This is a genomic window from Rhodococcus sp. ACS1 (assembly GCF_002300155.1).
Taxonomy (GTDB): Bacteria; Actinomycetota; Actinomycetes; order Mycobacteriales; family Mycobacteriaceae; genus Rhodococcus_F; species Rhodococcus_F koreensis.
In genome coordinates this window covers 421,656-437,795 of the sequence record NZ_NSDZ01000006.1, presented here as the reverse complement: position 1 = coordinate 437,795, position 16,140 = coordinate 421,656, and the positions used below count along the sequence as shown (strand labels likewise).

Annotated in this window: 11 protein-coding genes and 2 pseudogenes; 9 read left to right on the top strand and 4 right to left on the bottom strand. The window is 68.4% G+C overall.

Going from position 1 to position 16,140, the window contains the following annotated elements; all coding sequences use genetic code 11:
* Positions 1 to 101: 101 nt before the first annotated feature.
* Positions 102 to 173: pseudogene (locus CJ179_RS54090) on the top strand (hypothetical protein); the annotation flags it as partial.
* Positions 174 to 241: 68 nt separating this feature from the next.
* Here CJ179_RS54090 and CJ179_RS30510 read toward each other — a convergent pair.
* Entirely contained in the window at positions 242 to 1,213 is a 972-nt protein-coding gene (locus CJ179_RS30510) for an NAD-dependent epimerase/dehydratase family protein (RefSeq protein WP_095863897.1), read from the bottom strand.
* Between the two features lie 177 nt (positions 1,214 to 1,390).
* Between CJ179_RS30510 and CJ179_RS30505 the strand changes: the two genes are divergently transcribed.
* Both CJ179_RS30505 and CJ179_RS30500 read left to right on the top strand, forming a co-directional pair.
* On the top strand, positions 1,391 to 2,059 hold the full coding sequence (locus CJ179_RS30505; protein ID WP_095863896.1) for a TetR/AcrR family transcriptional regulator: 669 nt from the start codon (positions 1,391 to 1,393) through the stop codon (positions 2,057 to 2,059).
* A 383-nt stretch (positions 2,060 to 2,442) separates the two neighbouring features.
* Positions 2,443 to 2,823: a hypothetical protein gene (locus CJ179_RS30500; protein ID WP_095863895.1), complete on the top strand. Its 381-nt coding sequence runs from the start codon at positions 2,443 to 2,445 to the stop codon at positions 2,821 to 2,823.
* Between the two features lie 318 nt (positions 2,824 to 3,141).
* On the opposite strand, the gene CJ179_RS30490 is transcribed toward CJ179_RS30500, so the two are convergent.
* Positions 3,142 to 4,113 carry a CHAD domain-containing protein gene (locus tag CJ179_RS30490; RefSeq protein WP_095863893.1) on the bottom strand — a complete coding sequence of 324 codons (972 nt, stop codon included), beginning with the start codon at positions 4,111 to 4,113 and terminating at the stop codon, positions 3,142 to 3,144.
* A gap of 178 nt (positions 4,114 to 4,291) precedes the next feature.
* Between CJ179_RS30490 and CJ179_RS30485 the strand changes: the two genes are divergently transcribed.
* From CJ179_RS30485 to CJ179_RS30460, 5 genes are all read left to right on the top strand, one after another.
* Positions 4,292 to 4,765, top strand: coding sequence for a MarR family winged helix-turn-helix transcriptional regulator (locus CJ179_RS30485; RefSeq protein ID WP_257015853.1), 474 nt, complete (start codon positions 4,292 to 4,294; stop codon positions 4,763 to 4,765).
* Positions 4,766 to 4,863: 98 nt separating this feature from the next.
* Positions 4,864 to 8,721, top strand: coding sequence for a Pls/PosA family non-ribosomal peptide synthetase (locus CJ179_RS30480; RefSeq protein WP_095863892.1), 3,858 nt, complete (start codon positions 4,864 to 4,866; stop codon positions 8,719 to 8,721).
* A 186-nt stretch (positions 8,722 to 8,907) separates the two neighbouring features.
* Positions 8,908 to 9,822, top strand: coding sequence for a universal stress protein (locus CJ179_RS30475; protein ID WP_095863891.1), 915 nt, complete (start codon positions 8,908 to 8,910; stop codon positions 9,820 to 9,822).
* Positions 9,823 to 10,115: 293 nt separating this feature from the next.
* Positions 10,116 to 10,355: a hypothetical protein gene (locus CJ179_RS51470; protein WP_179377689.1), complete on the top strand. Its 240-nt coding sequence runs from the start codon at positions 10,116 to 10,118 to the stop codon at positions 10,353 to 10,355.
* Between the two features lie 47 nt (positions 10,356 to 10,402).
* A complete protein-coding gene (locus tag CJ179_RS30460) occupies positions 10,403 to 12,607 on the top strand; it encodes an RNA degradosome polyphosphate kinase (RefSeq protein WP_095863890.1) in 2,205 nt (734 codons plus the stop codon).
* Positions 12,608 to 12,803: 196 nt separating this feature from the next.
* On the opposite strand, the pseudogene CJ179_RS30455 reads toward CJ179_RS30460, so the two are convergent.
* Both CJ179_RS30455 and CJ179_RS30450 read right to left on the bottom strand, forming a co-directional pair.
* Positions 12,804 to 13,006: pseudogene (locus CJ179_RS30455) on the bottom strand (ferritin-like domain-containing protein); the annotation flags it as partial.
* A gap of 438 nt (positions 13,007 to 13,444) precedes the next feature.
* Positions 13,445 to 14,059: an inositol monophosphatase family protein gene (locus CJ179_RS30450; RefSeq protein ID WP_241031249.1), complete on the bottom strand. Its 615-nt coding sequence runs from the start codon at positions 14,057 to 14,059 to the stop codon at positions 13,445 to 13,447.
* A 612-nt stretch (positions 14,060 to 14,671) separates the two neighbouring features.
* Between CJ179_RS30450 and CJ179_RS30445 the strand changes: the two genes are divergently transcribed.
* Entirely contained in the window at positions 14,672 to 15,709 is a 1,038-nt protein-coding gene (locus CJ179_RS30445; protein ID WP_095863889.1) for an alpha/beta fold hydrolase, read from the top strand.
* Positions 15,710 to 16,140: the final 431 nt, after the last annotated feature.

The window sequence follows — 16,140 nt, the reverse complement described above, 5'->3', positions numbered from 1 at the left end:
GGCTCCGACCACCGCGGCCATGCCACTGGACCCGGTCGGCCAGCAGTCGGCTGGGATCCGGCGCCGCCGGCAGCCACACGGAACCCGCCACTCGCCCAAGCATGTGGCGGGCAATGGATTCCCGTCGTCACGTTCCTGCAGGTCTCGGCCACCGCTACGTCGAAGACGTCGCCAACGGCTGGGCCGCCGTCCTCCAACCGCCCAGGTGGACACCGGAGAATGACCGAACGACTGCGCCCCATCATGCGCGCCGACGAAGGAGGCGGTTGGCGTGCTCGTCGTGGCGGCGGGGCGCGGTGTATTCCGCGACGGTGGCCGCCACCGCGTCCTCCAACGGGGTGGCGTGGTCACCGAGCACACTGGTGTACGCGGTGTGGTCGACGACGTGGTCCTCGTCGAACTCGTAGAGCATCTCGGCGATCTCGCGAACCGCCGGCACCATTGACCCGACCAGACGCAATTGCCAGGCCCGGACCGGGCGCAGCCGCAACGGTGCCGCGGCGGCGAGGCCCGCGGCGATGGTGGCGAACTCGCGGGTGGTGACGGTGGTGGCGTTCGGGACGTGCCAGGCGTGCCCCCAGGTCGCCGGTGTCTCGCTCAACCGGACCAGCGCCTCACCGAAGTCGGGGACATAGGTATAGGTGTGGAGGCGGTCGGGATCGCCCACCACGTCCACCCGCTCGCCGCGGCAGAGCGGTCCGAAGAAGCGGTCGCCGACCGCGGACGCAGTGACGCCGGGCCCGAAGAAGTCCGATGCCCGCCCGGCCACGACGCGCAATCGCCCGGCCTGGTGTGCGTCGGCGAGGTCGCGCCACATCTGTGCCCGCACCCGGCCCTTGCGAGTGGTCGCGGCCAGGGGGAGCACCTCGGTGAGCGGCCCAGAAACTGGGCCGTAGCCGTAGACGTTCTCGGCCGCTACCAGCAGCGCCCCGGCCTCGGCGGCGGCGTCGACCACCCGACTCTGCAAGGCCCGGAACTCCTGCGGCCAGCGGTGATAGGCGGGTTGGGCGCACTGGAACAGCACCTCGGCTCCGGCGGTCGCGGCGGCGGCCGCGCTCGGGTCGCCGAGGTCGGCCCGCAGGCTGATCGCCCCGGGGACCGCCTGTCCGGTGCGGGTCACCACGGTGGGGGTGATCCCGCGCGCGGTGAGTGAGGAGATGACGGCGCGTCCGACCGGACCGGCACCGAGCACAACGTGTGATGTGGTGGCCATTTTTTGGTGACTCCTTCGAGGGGGCGGGCAGTAGGGCCGGCTTCTGCGATCACCGGCACGGCAGAGCCAACAGCACTTATCGACTATCGATCGAATTCCGGACAGTGTTCGACATGACGAGTGTACTGTTCCCGAACGATGTTCGGAAGATGGCGGAATTCTGGGTAGTGTGGACCGATGTCCAGTGGGAAGCCGGAGACCCGACGGGAACGGCAACGCCGCGAACTGCTGACCGAGATCGAGGCCGAGGCGCGGCGCCAGCTCACCCAGGGTGGGCCCGGAGCGGTATCCATGCGGGCGATCGCCCGCGCCGTCGGACTCGGACCTGCCTCGCTCTACACCTACTTCGGCAGCCTCGACGAGGTGTTCACCCTGCTGCTCCTCGGGAGCTACCGAAACCTGGCCGCGGCCACCATGAAAGCGGTCACCGCCTTCGACGACGCACCGCCGGCGGACCGGGCGATGATCGGGACCCTGGCATACCGGAACTGGGCCCTGACACATCGCAGCGAATTCAACCTGATCTTCTCCGACCAACTGCCCGGTTACCAGGCCCCGCCCGGCGGCCCGACCATCGCCGCACAGACCGCGGTGTTCGCACCGATCGTCGACGCCCTGGCCGACCTCGACGCCGCCGAGCTACCCGCCGACGAGCTCGCCGTCGTCTGGACGGCGTTCCACGGCGCCGCGACCCTGGAGGTCAATCACCACCTCGTCTGGGTCGACGATCCGGCCGCGGTGTACGAGCTGGCAGTGCGCCGCGCGTTCGCCGGCGCCGGTCTCCCCACCCCCGCACCGGACCTGCGGACACGATTCGAGCAGTGGGTGGCGACCGCCCACCCGTGACGTCCGAACCCAACCCGCCCGTGAGGGAATTCAAAAGCCGCCGGATCGCGGAAGGATGCCCGAGTCAAATGCGCTTGCTCGCAAGATCGGTGGCGCGCGCGGACGACAATCCCGCACGAAAACAGTCGCTTCGTCTTTTTGGGCAACACATGGCGGCAGATTCCTTCGTCGTGCTCGGGGACACCACGGTGGCTCGGCGGGTGTGTTCGTCGCTGGCGCAGCGCGGGCACGAGGCGCGCCACCTTGTCGGGCCCGACGACGAACTCCGTATTCGACCGCACCATCGGGGACCAACTGGCGCGGTTCCTGCCCCAGTGCGATGTCACCTCACCCGCGGATCTGGCCGCCCCGTCACTAGCCGGTTCGTGCATTGACCCGGCCGGTTGGCGGTCACCCTGGTCGGCCAGCGGCCGCGGGGCATCCGCGGCGTCGGTGCGGTGCTCGACGAGGTCCCGGTCACCCTCCGGGCGCCACGCCCGTGGCGCACCTGGCCGATGCAGGTGGCCGGCCTGTGGGGCTCGCACGAGACCGGCACCCGGATCCTGCTGGCCGGGTTGCTCGGGCTCGCCGCCGTGCTGGTCGGGGACTGGGCGTGGCTGATGTCGGGACCAGCCGACCCGCCCGCCTTCCGGCGGAGAGAAGACTGGTCTCATGACCGGTCACAGGCGGTGGACGCCACTGCCGCCACATCGCACACCGACGCCACCATCAGCGGAGGATTTGTACGACGACCTGCGAGAACGACTGCCCGCGGAGCTGCGTGATCAACCCGACGATGAGATCCCGCAGCTCTGGGCGGCGTGGTCCGAGGCGCGATCCGGGTACGACGCCGCTCACCTCATCCGAACCTTCCAGCTCGCCCCGACGCTCGCACATCGCCTCATCGACCTCGCACACGAGCGTCAATCCTGACCCAGGCGCACCAGCGAAACGGTCCGGCGCCTGCGCATGGGTGGCAGCCGATGGCGCCACACCGCGGTTCGACAGTCCCGTCACCCGAGTCGGCATATCAGAACTCACCGCGTTCCGGTCAATGCGCCAGTCGACGAATCCCCAAGGAGCACATCGTCCTGCTCGGCCGGTCATCGCCAGAGGGGGCGTGCCGCCTTGCGTGCCGCCCGCCACTGATCCTGCAGGCGTTCGGCCTGCTCGTCGCCGATCCGCAGTTCCTGTTGATAGAGGATGCCGAGCCCGAAACTCGACTGTGCGGTGTGATCGCGGGCGGTCAGGATACCGAGGAGCCGCTCCCGCGCCACCGCCGAATCCTGGAATTCGCCGAGGACGTCCTGGAAGTCGTTGAATTGGTCCAGTGCACGTTTCGTCTTCTTCGGGGCGAGGGGGCGGATCACCTCCATTGCGTAGCGCATCCGCTTCGCGCCCTTGCGGGCGCGGTGGATCCGCTCGTCGCGCTCGGTGCGGGACGTGCTACCGCTCACCTTGTCGACCCGTTTGGACACCTTGGTGGCCAGTTGTTTCAGCGTCCGCACGAGGTCCGCCGCCGTCGCGTTCCCGGTCGCTGCGCCTGTGGCCGGTGCGTGCGTCGACGGGCCTGGTCGGGATCTCGCGGCGAGTTCGTCGACGATTCCGTTCAGCGAACTGAGGAGCGCACGATAGCGGTCCGAATCGAGTGCACCGAGCGCCGGGTTCCGAGCCACCTGGGCCTGTTCGGCGAAGTACTCGTTCACGCGGGCGTACACGGATTCCTGAGCGGGTAGGGCCGCCGACTCGGTGATCCGGGTGATGATTCGCTGCCACTGAACCTCGACATCGCGCGCCTCACTCAGTCGTCGGCCGAGCCATCGCAGGTCCAGGACGAGCGGCTGCGCTGCCTCGGTGAGTCCGAGCCCGGGGGCGTATGCCTGTAAGGCGCTGCGGGCGCGTCGCGCCGCCTTGCGCATGTCGTGGATCGCCTCCGGCTCGTCACGCCTGACGGCGATGTCGGCGACGCCGAGATTGTGGATCTCCCGCTGCAGGTACCGGCGGAGGAAGTCTCCGGGTTCGCTGGACTTGCGACTGCGTCTTTCCTCGACGGCGGGGGCCTGTGTGGTGCTCATCGGAGCCCTCCTCGGTGGTCGGCGAACCCCATGACTCCACTGTCCCACCACGCCGAGCGCGTGGGTGTGAGTCGGCCAATAATCTTCGATATCGCCGCTGGTCAAGACCGTTACCTGCGGCGACACGTCGACGATTGCGGGTGTTACCCATCATCTGCATCCCCCGCAAAGTGCTACGGTGGTCGGCGTGCCCAAATCGACCACCCCTCCCGACGCGTTGCTGCGCAGCGCAGCATTCGTCGTTGCCGACCTCCATCGGGTGGGGCGTGTGCAGCTCGATTCTGCGCTGGCCGACGAGGGGTTATCCCTTCGAATGCATTGGATCCTTGCGTGCCTGAAGCAGGAGGGTGAGCTCACCCAACGTCAGGTGTGCGACGTTCTCGCCGTCGACCGCAGCGACATGGTTCGCCTGGTCGACGGCCTGGAGAAACGAGGCTTCGTGGTGCGAAGAAAACATGCCAAGGATCGACGAAAGCAGTTGCTCTCGCTGACCGAGGACGGCGAGCAGGCGGTAGCCCGGACCGAAGAATTGGTCGACGGCGCCACCGACACATTGTTCGCCGATCTCACGGTGAAGGAACGCCGGACCTTGCATCGGCTCGCGCTGCGCGCCCTGGGCCATCCGAAGGAACTCGCCGACATTGGCGCCTGACGCCGACGCGACCACCGTCGCCCGCGTCACTGTCGCTCATCGATCTTTCGGGTGCCGGGTACCGGCCTGCCCACCCCAGAGAGGAACAACGGTTCTCCATGTCCGTCTCACTCAGCGAACGGCTACTTCCCACCGAATTCACCCGCGGTGATCTCGCGCCCCCGCCGCGCACCCTTCTCGACATCCTCGACGCGACCGCACGCCTGTACCCCGACGCGCCCGCGATCGACGACGGCGAGGCCGCTATCACCTACGCCGAGTTGATCGAGGCAGTGCGAGAGGGTGCGCGCCGGCTGGCGGGCCGCGGGGTGCGGGCCGGAGACCGGGTCGGCGTCCGGATGCCGTCGGGTTCGCGGGAGCTGTACCTGGCGATTTTGTCCACGCTGGCAGCGGGCGCCGCGTACGTCCCAGTGGACGCCGACGACCCGGACGAGCGGGCAGAGTTGGTGTTCGGTCAGGCGCGGGTCAAGACGATCGTCACCGCGGAAGGCGCCCAGGCCTTAGCGTCGGTGCCGGCCGAGGTGTGTGTCCCGACGCCGGATGACGACGCCTGGATCATCTTCACCTCCGGATCCACCGGCACCCCGAAGGGGGTCGCCGTCTCACACCGCAACGCCGCCGCCTTCGTCGACGCGGAGGCCCGGTTGTTTCTGCGTGATGCTCCGCTCGGCCCCGGCGACCGGGTCCTCGCCGGTCTCTCGGTGGCCTTCGATGCCTCCTGCGAGGAAATGTGGCTGGCGTGGCGACACGGGGCCTGCCTGGTCCCGGCGCCCCGGTCGCTGGTGCGCAGCGGCATGGATCTCGGTCCGTGGCTGATCTCCCACGACATCAGCGTGGTCTCCACCGTGCCCACGCTGGCGGCGTTGTGGCCCGCGGAGGCGCTGGAATCGGTGCGGCTGTTGATCTTCGGCGGCGAGGCCTGCCCACCCGAATTGGCCGCGCGCCTGGCGGTGCCGGGCCGCGAGGTGTGGAACACCTACGGTCCCACCGAGGCCACCGTCGTTGCCTGCGCCGCGCCGTTGACCGGGACCGGCCCGGTCCGGATCGGGCTGCCACTCGACGGCTGGGACCTGGCAGTGGTCGACCCCGACGGCCACCCGGTCGCCGAGGGCGAGGTCGGTGAGCTGGTGATCGGCGGCGTCGGGCTGGCTCGCTACCTCGACCCCGCCAAAGACGCGGAGAAGTACGCACCGATGCCTACCCTGGGCTGGGACCGCGCATACCGCAGCGGCGACCTGGTGCGGCTCGACCGCGCCGGGCTGCTGTTCCAGGGCCGCGCAGACGACCAGGTCAAGATCGGCGGCAGGCGCATCGAGCTCGGCGAGGTGGACGCGGCGCTGCAGTCGTTGCCCGGGGTCTCCGGGGCCGCTGCCGCGGTCCGCACCACCGCCTCGGGCAGCGCCATCCTGGTCGGATACCTCGCCGCACCGCGGGACTTCGATGTGACCTCGGCGAGGACTCTGCTCGCCGGCCGGATTCCGGCCGCGCTGGTGCCCCGACTGGCGGTCCTGGACGAACTCCCGATCCGGACCTCCGGCAAGGTGGACCGGGCCGCGTTGCCCTGGCCCCTGCCTGGAAGCGATCGCCGCGATGCGACGGCGCCCGCTCTCGCGGGCACCGCGGCCTGGGTCGCCGAGCTGTGGACCCGGATTCTCGGCGCCGAGGTCGGCGGGCCCGACGACGACTTCTTCGCGATCGGCGGCGGTTCGCTCAGCGCCGCCCAACTGGTCAGTGCGCTGCGGGAACGCTTCCCCGAGATGACCGTCGCCCAGCTGTACGACCACCCGCGGTTGGGGTCACTGGCCGAGTTCCTCGACGACCTGGCCCCTGCGTCAGTGGTCGAAGCGCGCACAGTCACCCCGACACCGCGCGACACCCAGTGGGCGCAACTCGCGCTGACCGTGCCACTGAGCACCCTGACCGGACTGCAATGGGTCACCTGGTTGGCGCTCGCGAACAACATCGCGGCACGGTTCGTCGACCTCCCCTGGGCACCGACGCTGCCCTGGCCGGCGGTGGCGGCGATGTTCCTGCTGTTCATCACCCCGCTCGGCCGAATGACCATTTCCGTGCTCGGAGCCCGCATCCTGCTGCGGAGGGTCACACCGGGCACCTACCCCCGTGGCGGCTCGGTGCATCTGCGACTGTGGCTGGCCGAACGCCTTGTCGAGGCCAGCGGCGCCGCGAACCTGTCCGGTGCACCGTGGATGATCTACTACGCCCGCGCGCTGGGCGCGAAGATCGGCCGCGGCATCGACCTGCACACCCTGCCCCCGGTCACCGGGATGCTCGAACTCGGTGACGGCTGTTCCGTCGAACCGGAGACCGACCTGTCCGGTTATTGGCTCGACGGCGACGTCCTGCGCGTCGGGTCGATCAGTATCGGCGAACATGCGACGGTCGGCGCCCGGTCGACGCTGTTTCCCGGGGCCACGATCGGGCGCGACGCCGAGATCGCCCCCGGGTCCGCGGTGCTCGGCAAGGTCAAGGCCGGTCAGCGCTGGGCCGGATCACCCGCCGCCAAGGTCGGCAAGGCCCGCCACCGGTGGCCGGCGCAGCGTCCCGAGCCCGCGACCCGATGGGTGCCGGTCTACGGTCTCACCTCGCTGGCGCTGTCCGCGATGCCGCTGATCGCGCTCGGCTGCGGGTTGGCGTTGCTCGGCTGGTGGATCCGGGGCGCCGAAACCGTCGTGGCGGCCGCCGCGGCAGCGCTGCCGATGCTTCCGGTCGCCACCTTGCTCGCGCTCACCGTGTTCGCCGCAATCACCGTGATCGCGGTCCGATTGCTCGGGCTGGGCCTGCGCGAGGGGTACCACCCGGTGCGGAGCCGGATCGGGTGGCAGGTCTGGGCCACCGAGCGTCTGATGGACTCCGCTCGCACGTTCCTGTTCCCGCTGTACGCGGGCCTGCTCACCCCGGCGTGGCTGCGTCTGCTGGGCGCGAAGATCGGGAAGGACGTCGAGGCCTCCACCGTCCTGCTGCTGCCGAAGTTCACCACGGTCGCCGACGGCGCGTTCCTGGCGGACGACACGATGGTCGCCGGGTACGAACTCGGCGGCGGGTGGTTGCGGATCGAGCGCGCCAAGGTCGGCAAACGGGCCTTCCTCGGCAACTCCGGCATGGCCGGGCCCGGACGCCGGGTACCGAAGAACGGTCTGGTCGCGGTGCTGTCGGCGGCGCCGAACAAGTCGAAGGCCGGCTCGTCGTGGTTGGGCAGCCCGCCGGTGCGATTGCGCCGGGCCGCGAACGAGACGGACGCCGCCCGCACCTTCGCGCCGCCGCTGCGGCTGAAGGTCGCCCGCGCCGCCGTCGAGACATGCCGGTTGATCCCGGTGATGGTCACCTTCGGAATCGGGCTCGGCGTGTTGTTCACGCTCGAGGCGTTGGCCGGTGCCTTCGGCTTCCTGACCGCGGCCGCGGTCTCCGGTGGTGTCCTCATCCTCGCCGGTGCGGTGGCCGCCGCGGTGTCGGTGGCCGCGAAGTGGGTCCTCGTCGGACGGATCGAGGCGATCGAGCACCCGCTGTGGAGTTCGTTCGTGTGGCGCAACGAGGTCTGCGACGCCTTCGTCGAGACGGTGGCCGCACCGTGGTTCGCACGGGCGGCCACCGGCACCGCGGCACTGAACGTGTGGCTGCGGGCGATGGGATCGCACATCGGAACCGGCGTGTGGTGTGAGACGTACTGGCTGCCGGAGGCCGATCTGGTGCATCTCGGTGACGGCGCCACGGTGAACCGGGGCTGCGTCGTGCAGACCCACCTGTTCCACGACCGCATCATGAGCATGGATACCGTGACCCTCGGTGCCGGTGCCACCCTCGGACCGCACTGTGTGGCATTGCCCGCCGCCTCCCTCGGCGAGGGCGCCACCGTCGGTCCCGCCTCGCTGGTGATGCGCGGTGACACCGTCCCACCGTCCACCCGCTGGCAGGGCAACCCCATCGCACCCGCGACCTGACCGACCCACGTACGGCAGGAGTCAACCACCCCAGGCGAGCTCCTGCGCTGGGTAACGACGTTCGTGTACACGGACAGCTCGGAGCCGCTCGGCGACGTGGGTCGGCGGGGTCGGCATCGTGTTCCTACCAATCGTGTTCCTACCAATCGTGTTCCTACCAATCGTGTTCCTACCAAAGGACTCGACATGAACACACCGGCAAGTCGAGGGGTGGTGGTCGGTGTCGACGGATCACCGGCCGCCCGTAGAGCTGCTGCATGGGCAGCGGCACTCGCCTCCCGCACCGGGACACCGCTGCGGGTCGTGCACACCCTCCCGGAGGCCCTCTACCTGATGACCGATGTCGCGGTCATGGGGCAGGGGCCCGCCATCGCTCAACACCGCAAGGCCGGTGAAAAGGTTCTCGATGAAGCGTCCACCGAAGTGCGCCTCCGATTCCCCGAACTCGACGTGCACTCCGACCTGGTGCCCGGCCCGACCGCTCCGGCGCTGGCGGCAGCAGGTGCGACCGCGGGGATGATCGTGCTCGGTGCCGGCAGCCCACCGGGTGTGGGGGCACTGACGGCGGGATCGACCGCCATCGCACTCGCCAGGCATGGCACCTGCCCGATCACGGTGTGCCGCCAACAGTCCGAGATGTTCCCGGATCGGCGGCCGGTCGTCGTCGGCATCGATGACAGTGATTCCAGCGCCGCCGCCGTGTTCGCTGCCTTCGAGTTCGCGCACCTGTTCGGGGCACCCGTGGTCGCCGTCCATGCGTGGTCGCCCCGGCACGCGGCCGGGAACGTGACCATCCCATTCCTGGTGGACCGGGATGCCCTCGAGGAATCCGAACATGATGTGCTGGCCACACACCTCGCCGAGGTAAGGGAGCGGTACCCCGGCGTCGCTGTCACCGAGGTGGTCGAGCCGACGACTCCGGCCCGGTTGATCCTCGATCGGGCCACCGACGCGCAACTGATTGTCGTCGGCAGCCACGGCCACGGTCGTCTCGCCGGCGCAATCCTCGGATCGGTGAGCCACCATCTCCTGCACCACAGCCCGTGCCCGATCATGATCCACCGCGCACGACACCACTCGAATGTGAGGAGTGGCTGTTAGCACTGGATCAGTCGTCGTACGAGCAGGTGATTGCCGCACTCGAGTTACTCGCGGACCGCAGCTCTGCCGGCCTCTGGTCGATACGGTGAAGGCATCAGGTCACATGAACATGAAGGAACTCAGTCCGGGGTCGAGTGGCCGCTCGGAGCTGCAGGTGTTGTTCGCGGTCGACCCCGAACTGAAGGCGATCCTGCCGGTCGCCGGCAACAAGGCCGGGAAAACCTGCCCGGCGCCCACGGCGCCGACTCGGCCGGGATCCCCACACCCCCAGATCGTGGCCCCGCAGAGGTTCGGTGACGAACGCGATGTTCGGGATCAGGACCACCTCGGTGACGACGGTCAGTGTTCTCGAACTGTTCCTCGACCTGCTCCGCGAGTTGATTACCGTCGAACAACCCGGCAAGCATCTCGTGATCGCCGTCGAATTGATCCAGGCGCCTTGCCAACGGACCGGGCAGCCGACAGGGCACCTTTTCCGCTCGCGGGCACTCGGCGACATACGGTCTCACCCCCGGATCGACGGTTTGGTATGACGATTCTTCTACAGGACGGATGTGGGCGGAGGGTGGATGATCGAGGAGTGAGCAACGGCGACGCACCCGATCAGAACACCGACATCAATGTGGAGACCGGTGGACGCGACGGTCGCGTCCTCGCGCCACCGCCGACCATTCCCGGGGCGCCGCCAGCCGCGACCAGCGCAGTGCCGAGTGCGCTCGCCGACGGGCTCCCCGAAAATCGCTACTTGAACCGTGAACTCAGTTGGCTCGATTTCAATTCACGGGTGCTCGCACTCGCCGAGGACACGTCGCTGCCGCTGCTCGAGCGCGCCAAGTTCCTCGCCATCTTCGCCTCCAACCTGGACGAGTTCTTCATGGTCCGGGTCGCCGGTCTCAAGCGCCGCGACGAAACCGGTCTCTCGGTGCGGTCCGCCGACGGCCTCACCCCTCGTGAGCAGCTCGCACTGATCGCCAAGCTCACCCAGGAGATCTCGGACAAACACGCTCGGGTGTTCCTCGACTCCGTGCGGCCGGCGCTGGCCGCCGAGGGGATCTCGATCGTCCGCTGGTCCGATCTCGACGACGACGACCATGCCCGGCTGACTGTGCACTTCCAGGACCAGGTGTTCCCGGTCCTCACACCGCTCGCCGTCGACCACGCACACCCGTTCCCCTACATCAGTGGCCTGAGCCTCAACCTCGCGGTGACGGTGAAGGACGCGCTCACCGGTGGCGAACACTTTGCGCGTGTCAAGGTTCCGGACAACGTGGGCCGGTTCGTCCGCGTCCGCCGCGACGAGACACCCTCGTCCATCGACGCGTTCCTCCCGATGGAGGAATTGATCTCTGCGCACCTCGACGCGTTGTTCCCCGGCATGGAGATCGTCGAGCACCACGCGTTCCGCATCACCCGCAACGCCGATTTCGAGGTCGAGGAAGACCGCGACGAAGATCTTCTGCAGGCCCTCGAGCGGGAATTGGCCCGCCGACGCTTCGGCTCCCCCGTCCGGCTCGAGGTCGCCGACGACATGACCGAACACATGCTCGACCTCCTGCTGCGCGAACTCGACGTCGACCCCGGCGACGTCATCCAGGTGCCCGGACTGCTCGACCTGTCGTGCCTCTGGCAGGTGTACGCCGTCGACCGGCCCGCCCTCAAGGACGCACCGTTCGTGCCCGCAACGCATCCGGCATTCGGCGAGCGGGAAACACCCAAGAGCGTCTTCTCCACCCTCCGCGACGGCGACGTCCTGGTCCACCACCCGTACGACTCGTTCTCCACCAGCGTGCAACGCTTCATCGAACAGGCCGCCGCCGACCCCCAGGTCCTCGCGATCAAACAAACGCTCTACCGCACGTCCGGCGACTCCCCCATCGTCGACGCCCTGATCACCGCCGCCGAGGCCGGCAAACAGGTTGTCGCACTGGTCGAGATCAAGGCGCGATTCGACGAGCAGGCGAACATCAAATGGGCCCGCAAACTCGAAAAAGCCGGCGTACACGTGGCGTACGGACTGGTCGGGCTCAAGACCCACTGCAAGACGTGCCTCGTCGTCCGCCGCGAGGGGTCCACCATCCGGCGTTACTGCCACATCGGCACCGGCAACTACCACCCCAAGACGGCCCGGCTGTACGAAGACATCGGTCTGCTCACCGCGGCACCGGAGATCGGCGCGGACCTGACGGACCTGTTCAACTCCCTCACCGGCTACTCACGGAAAACCCAGTATCGCAACCTCCTCGTCGCGCCCTACGGCATACGGCGGGGCATCATCGAACGGATCGACGGCGAAGTGGCGCGCGCACTTCGCGGCGAGGACGCGGGTATCCGTCTGAAGGCCAACGCGTTAGTGGACGAACAGGTGATCGACGCGCTCTACCGTGCGTCGCAGGCCGGTGTGCCCGTGCAGATCGTCGTCCGCGGAATCTGCGCGCTGAAACCGGGGGTGCCCGGACTGAGCGAGAACATCCACGTCCGGTCGATCCTCGGCCGTTTCCTCGAACACTCGCGGGTCCTGCACTTCCGCGGGGCGGACGAATACTGGATCGCCAGCGCCGACATGATGCACCGCAACCTCGACCGCAGGGTGGAGGCCGGAGTCCAGGTGAAAGATCCGCGGCTCACCACGCAATTAGGCGGCCTCTTCGATTCGGCGCTCGACCCGAGGACCCGGTGCTGGGTGCTCCACCCCGACGGAAGCTGGGCCGCGTCACCCGCCCACGGCGAAGACGTCCGCGAACATCAAGAGGCACTCATGCGGGCCCGGACGACCAGCGGGTCCTGACCCTATGAACGGCCCCCGTCATTCACCGAGTGGGTCCGAATCCGGACGATCCACAGAACGGTGATCGGATTGGTGTATCGCCGTCGATCGCGATGGTGTGTCCGACGGCGAGTGAGGCAGCGAACGATCACTGCTCGTTCGACACCATGGGCCAGCGGTTTCGGCGGGACGGTCATTCCCGGGAGGTCAGGTCGTCCGCCACGATGGCGCGCACGTCGGCCGGCTCGGTCACTTCCTTGACTGCAGCCACTGTCTCCGAGACGTTGAGGTCGTCGTAGCCGTCGATGGGCAGCTCGCCCGGTTCGAAGACTCCGGCCGCGGTACGGGCTGTATGCAGCGCTTCCGCGACCCCGTCGGCTCCTTCGCGGCGGGTGACCTTTCCGCGGTTTCGAGGGCGCTCATCCCCCGGCTTGCGCGGCACCCGACCACCTACCAAGCCGGCGCGGACAAGAGGCACACGCGAACACTCGCCGGCCACATGCCCGCCACCGCACCGACACCTTCCGGGACTACCGTGGTGGGCGGTTGGTTAGACCCGGAAGGGGGCCGATCGCCTCGGTGGGGCGCTGAAGTCGTCGCGCATCGTCAGGGCGCTCGGCTCTGGCCGGCCAACCGGGTCCCCACGGGCACGGGCACCCCACGACAATGGCCGGGACGGCGCTCAGTGGCGTCGAGTCATGGCTGCTCGAGCGGATCCGAAAACAGCTTCGTTGAAACGTAGTGCTCCACTCCTGAGGGTAGCCGCGGCCCTGTCGAGCGATCCCTCTGCAGGACGGTCCGTGCTCAGGCTGTGGGCTTGCCGGGATCAGGCTCCGGCTACCCAGGATGCACGGGCTGCTACGCCTCTGCGATGAGGGTTCGGAGCTCCTCGCCGAGTTCGGGGGTGGCCGCGACGATCCCGCTCCAGCGGCGGGTGAGGTCGGTGTCGAACTCGACGGGCCGGCCGAAGGCATCAAGGACGACGCCACCGGACGCGCCAACGAGGACAACGGCCGCGGCGATGTCCATGAGACGGTGGGTGTCGCTTCCGGCGTCGACGAACGCATCTACGGCTCCCGTGGCCACCAGGACGGCGTCGAGGGTGCTGCAGCTGAGGATCCGGATGCGGGTCGCCTTCTGCGCGACGCGGGTCCACGCGTCCCAGTTGCGCGGGTGCGGGCGCAGCATCGACACGGCGGCGTCCGCGACGGACCGGCAGCCGCTGGTGAGGTAGGGCGAACCAGTGCGTGACGCCCACCAGCGCTCGTCCGTGTGCAGCCAGCTGGTCATGGCCTCGGTGAACTCACCGTCCACGACGACGGCCGCGCTGAAGCAGGCCAGCGGCACACCGGCGGCGGCGTTGGCCGAGCCGTCGACCGGGTCGACCACCAGGGTGACGGCCGAGCCGACGTTCAGGCGCTCGATCTCGCACTCCAGTTGGTCCGCGATGGTGCGGTACCGATGCTCCGTCATGGCGACCACTGTCACGTGCCTAGTTGTACGGACAACTGCCCTGCAGGTAACCGGGAAGGAAACGCCGCTGAACGTGCGGGCAAGTTGTCAGGCATTCCGCGCCCGTGCGTGGTTGAGGAGGACCTGGACTCGCATGTTGTCTCAGGACTCCGTCAACACATCTGTCTCAGGACCTCGCGGACAGTCTGGTCAGTGGTTGAAATGCAATTAATCGGTCGAGTGTGCGTTCGCGTGATGTGCACTTGGCCCGCAATCAGGTGACCGCCTGCTGGCGATGGCACCGACACTGCCCGAGCGCACTCAGAGCGCTCTGATCGGCGCCGGCCAGGTCGCCTGGCAGCAGGTTCAGTCGGGCTCCCCACATCGGAAGCGACATCGAGCGGCACGGCCCAGGGCCCCGGCGCCTGGTGATCGGCGCTCGGTGATCGCCCGCGTGTAACGCCGCGGCCTCCACCGCGAATAACCAGCGAACGTTGTCCACGCCCACTCCGGGGCACGGGAGACAGGCAACAACCACCTGATGTCAACACCCGCGGGTGGGGCGTGTCGCCACGGGTATCGACGATGCGCAGCGAAGAATCAACGTAGAACGCAACAAGCGAGGAGGGTCCGATGAACCCCAGCCGGATGCGCAGACTCCGGCCGGTACCCAACACCGAGCCGCAACTGACGTTCCGCACCATCCACGGATACCGACGCGCCTTCCGCATGACCGGCAACGGCCCCGCACTGCTACTGCTGCACGGCATCGGCGACAACTCGACGACATGGACCGAGATCATCCCGCACCTCGCCGAGAACTACACCGTCATCGCACCCGACCTACTCGGCCACGGCCGCTCCGACAAACCCCGCGCCGACTACTCCGTCGCCGCCTACGCCAACGGCATACGCGACCTACTCTCCACCCTGGGAATCGACCACGCCACCGTCATCGGACACTCACTCGGCGGCGGCATCGCGATGCAATTCGCCTACCAATTCCCACACATGGTGGATCGGCTCATCCTGGTCTCCGCCGGCGGCATCACCAAGGACGTTCACCCACTCCTGCGCCTCGCAGCGACACCGATCCTCAACGAGGCACTGAAATTGCTGCGCCTGCCGGGAGCGGTGCCCGCGGTGCGATGGGTGGGAACGGTGTTGACCCGGCTGCACGGCACCCCCCTGCACCCCGGTGCCGCGCTGCACGACACCCCGGATCTGGTGCGTATCTTGACCGAACTGCCCGACCCCACCGCATACGAGGCCTACCTACGCACCCTGCGTGCGGTGGTCGACTGGCGCGGACAGACGGTGACCATGCTCGACCGCTGCTACCTCACGGCCAGTCTCCCCGTTCAACTCATCTGGGGAGACCGGGACACCGTCATCCCCGTCAGCCACGCCCACACCGCGCACACGGCAATGCCCGGCTCCCGCCTGGACATCTTCCCAGACGCCGGGCACTTCCCCTTCCGGGACGACCCCCTGCGCTTTGTCCACACCGTCGAGAAGTTCCTCTCCGATACCCGCCCCTCACCATTCGACGAGGCCAGATGGCGGCAACTACTCAACACCGGAACGGTCCAGGCGGCCCTCACCCCCGACGCTTCGACGCGTGCCACCGTGCTCGACGCGGTCGGACCCGCCGAAAGCAAAGCCACCTGACTCGCGCTCACAGGACCGACCCCGGGCACAACACCCACCCGGCACCCGGGTACGAACCCACACGGCACGGTCACCGGCCGCAGGCAGGCGCCCCTCCGGCGCCCATGGTGGCTTCGGCATGGCGGTACCACCACACGACACGTCAGGCGCTGACGTCGCCACCCACGGGACCGCGCCGAGGCCATCTCCGTGCGCGTTTCAGCACGAAGTGTGCGTTTTACTGCAAGACCGGAGACCCCCGCCGGAGGGATGCTTTATGCAGGCCATGACACAGCATGCGGGAGCGCACTCTGATGACTGCAGTACACGAGAACGTCGGTGCCACAGGGCTTCCTGATGGAATCGCAACGCAGCTGTTCATCGGCGGACAGGCCGCCAGTCGCACCTCGCCGCGCGATCCACTGAGCGTGTCACCGTTCAATTCCGAAAGC

Excerpts from the sequence above, each read along its gene's own strand:
- CJ179_RS30510 (WP_095863897.1), bottom strand. The coding sequence starts at position 1,213 with ATGGCCACCACATCACACGTTGTGCTCGGTGCCGGTCCGGTCGGACGC.
- CJ179_RS30505 (WP_095863896.1), top strand. The coding sequence starts at position 1,391 with ATGTCCAGTGGGAAGCCGGAGACCCGACGGGAACGGCAACGCCGCGAA.
- CJ179_RS30490 (WP_095863893.1), bottom strand. The coding sequence starts at position 4,113 with ATGAGCACCACACAGGCCCCCGCCGTCGAGGAAAGACGCAGTCGCAAG.
- CJ179_RS30480 (WP_095863892.1), top strand. The coding sequence starts at position 4,864 with ATGTCCGTCTCACTCAGCGAACGGCTACTTCCCACCGAATTCACCCGC.
- CJ179_RS30475 (WP_095863891.1), top strand. The coding sequence starts at position 8,908 with ATGAACACACCGGCAAGTCGAGGGGTGGTGGTCGGTGTCGACGGATCA.
- CJ179_RS30450 (WP_241031249.1), bottom strand. The coding sequence starts at position 14,059 with ATGACGGAGCATCGGTACCGCACCATCGCGGACCAACTGGAGTGCGAG.
- CJ179_RS30445 (WP_095863889.1), top strand. The coding sequence starts at position 14,672 with ATGAACCCCAGCCGGATGCGCAGACTCCGGCCGGTACCCAACACCGAG.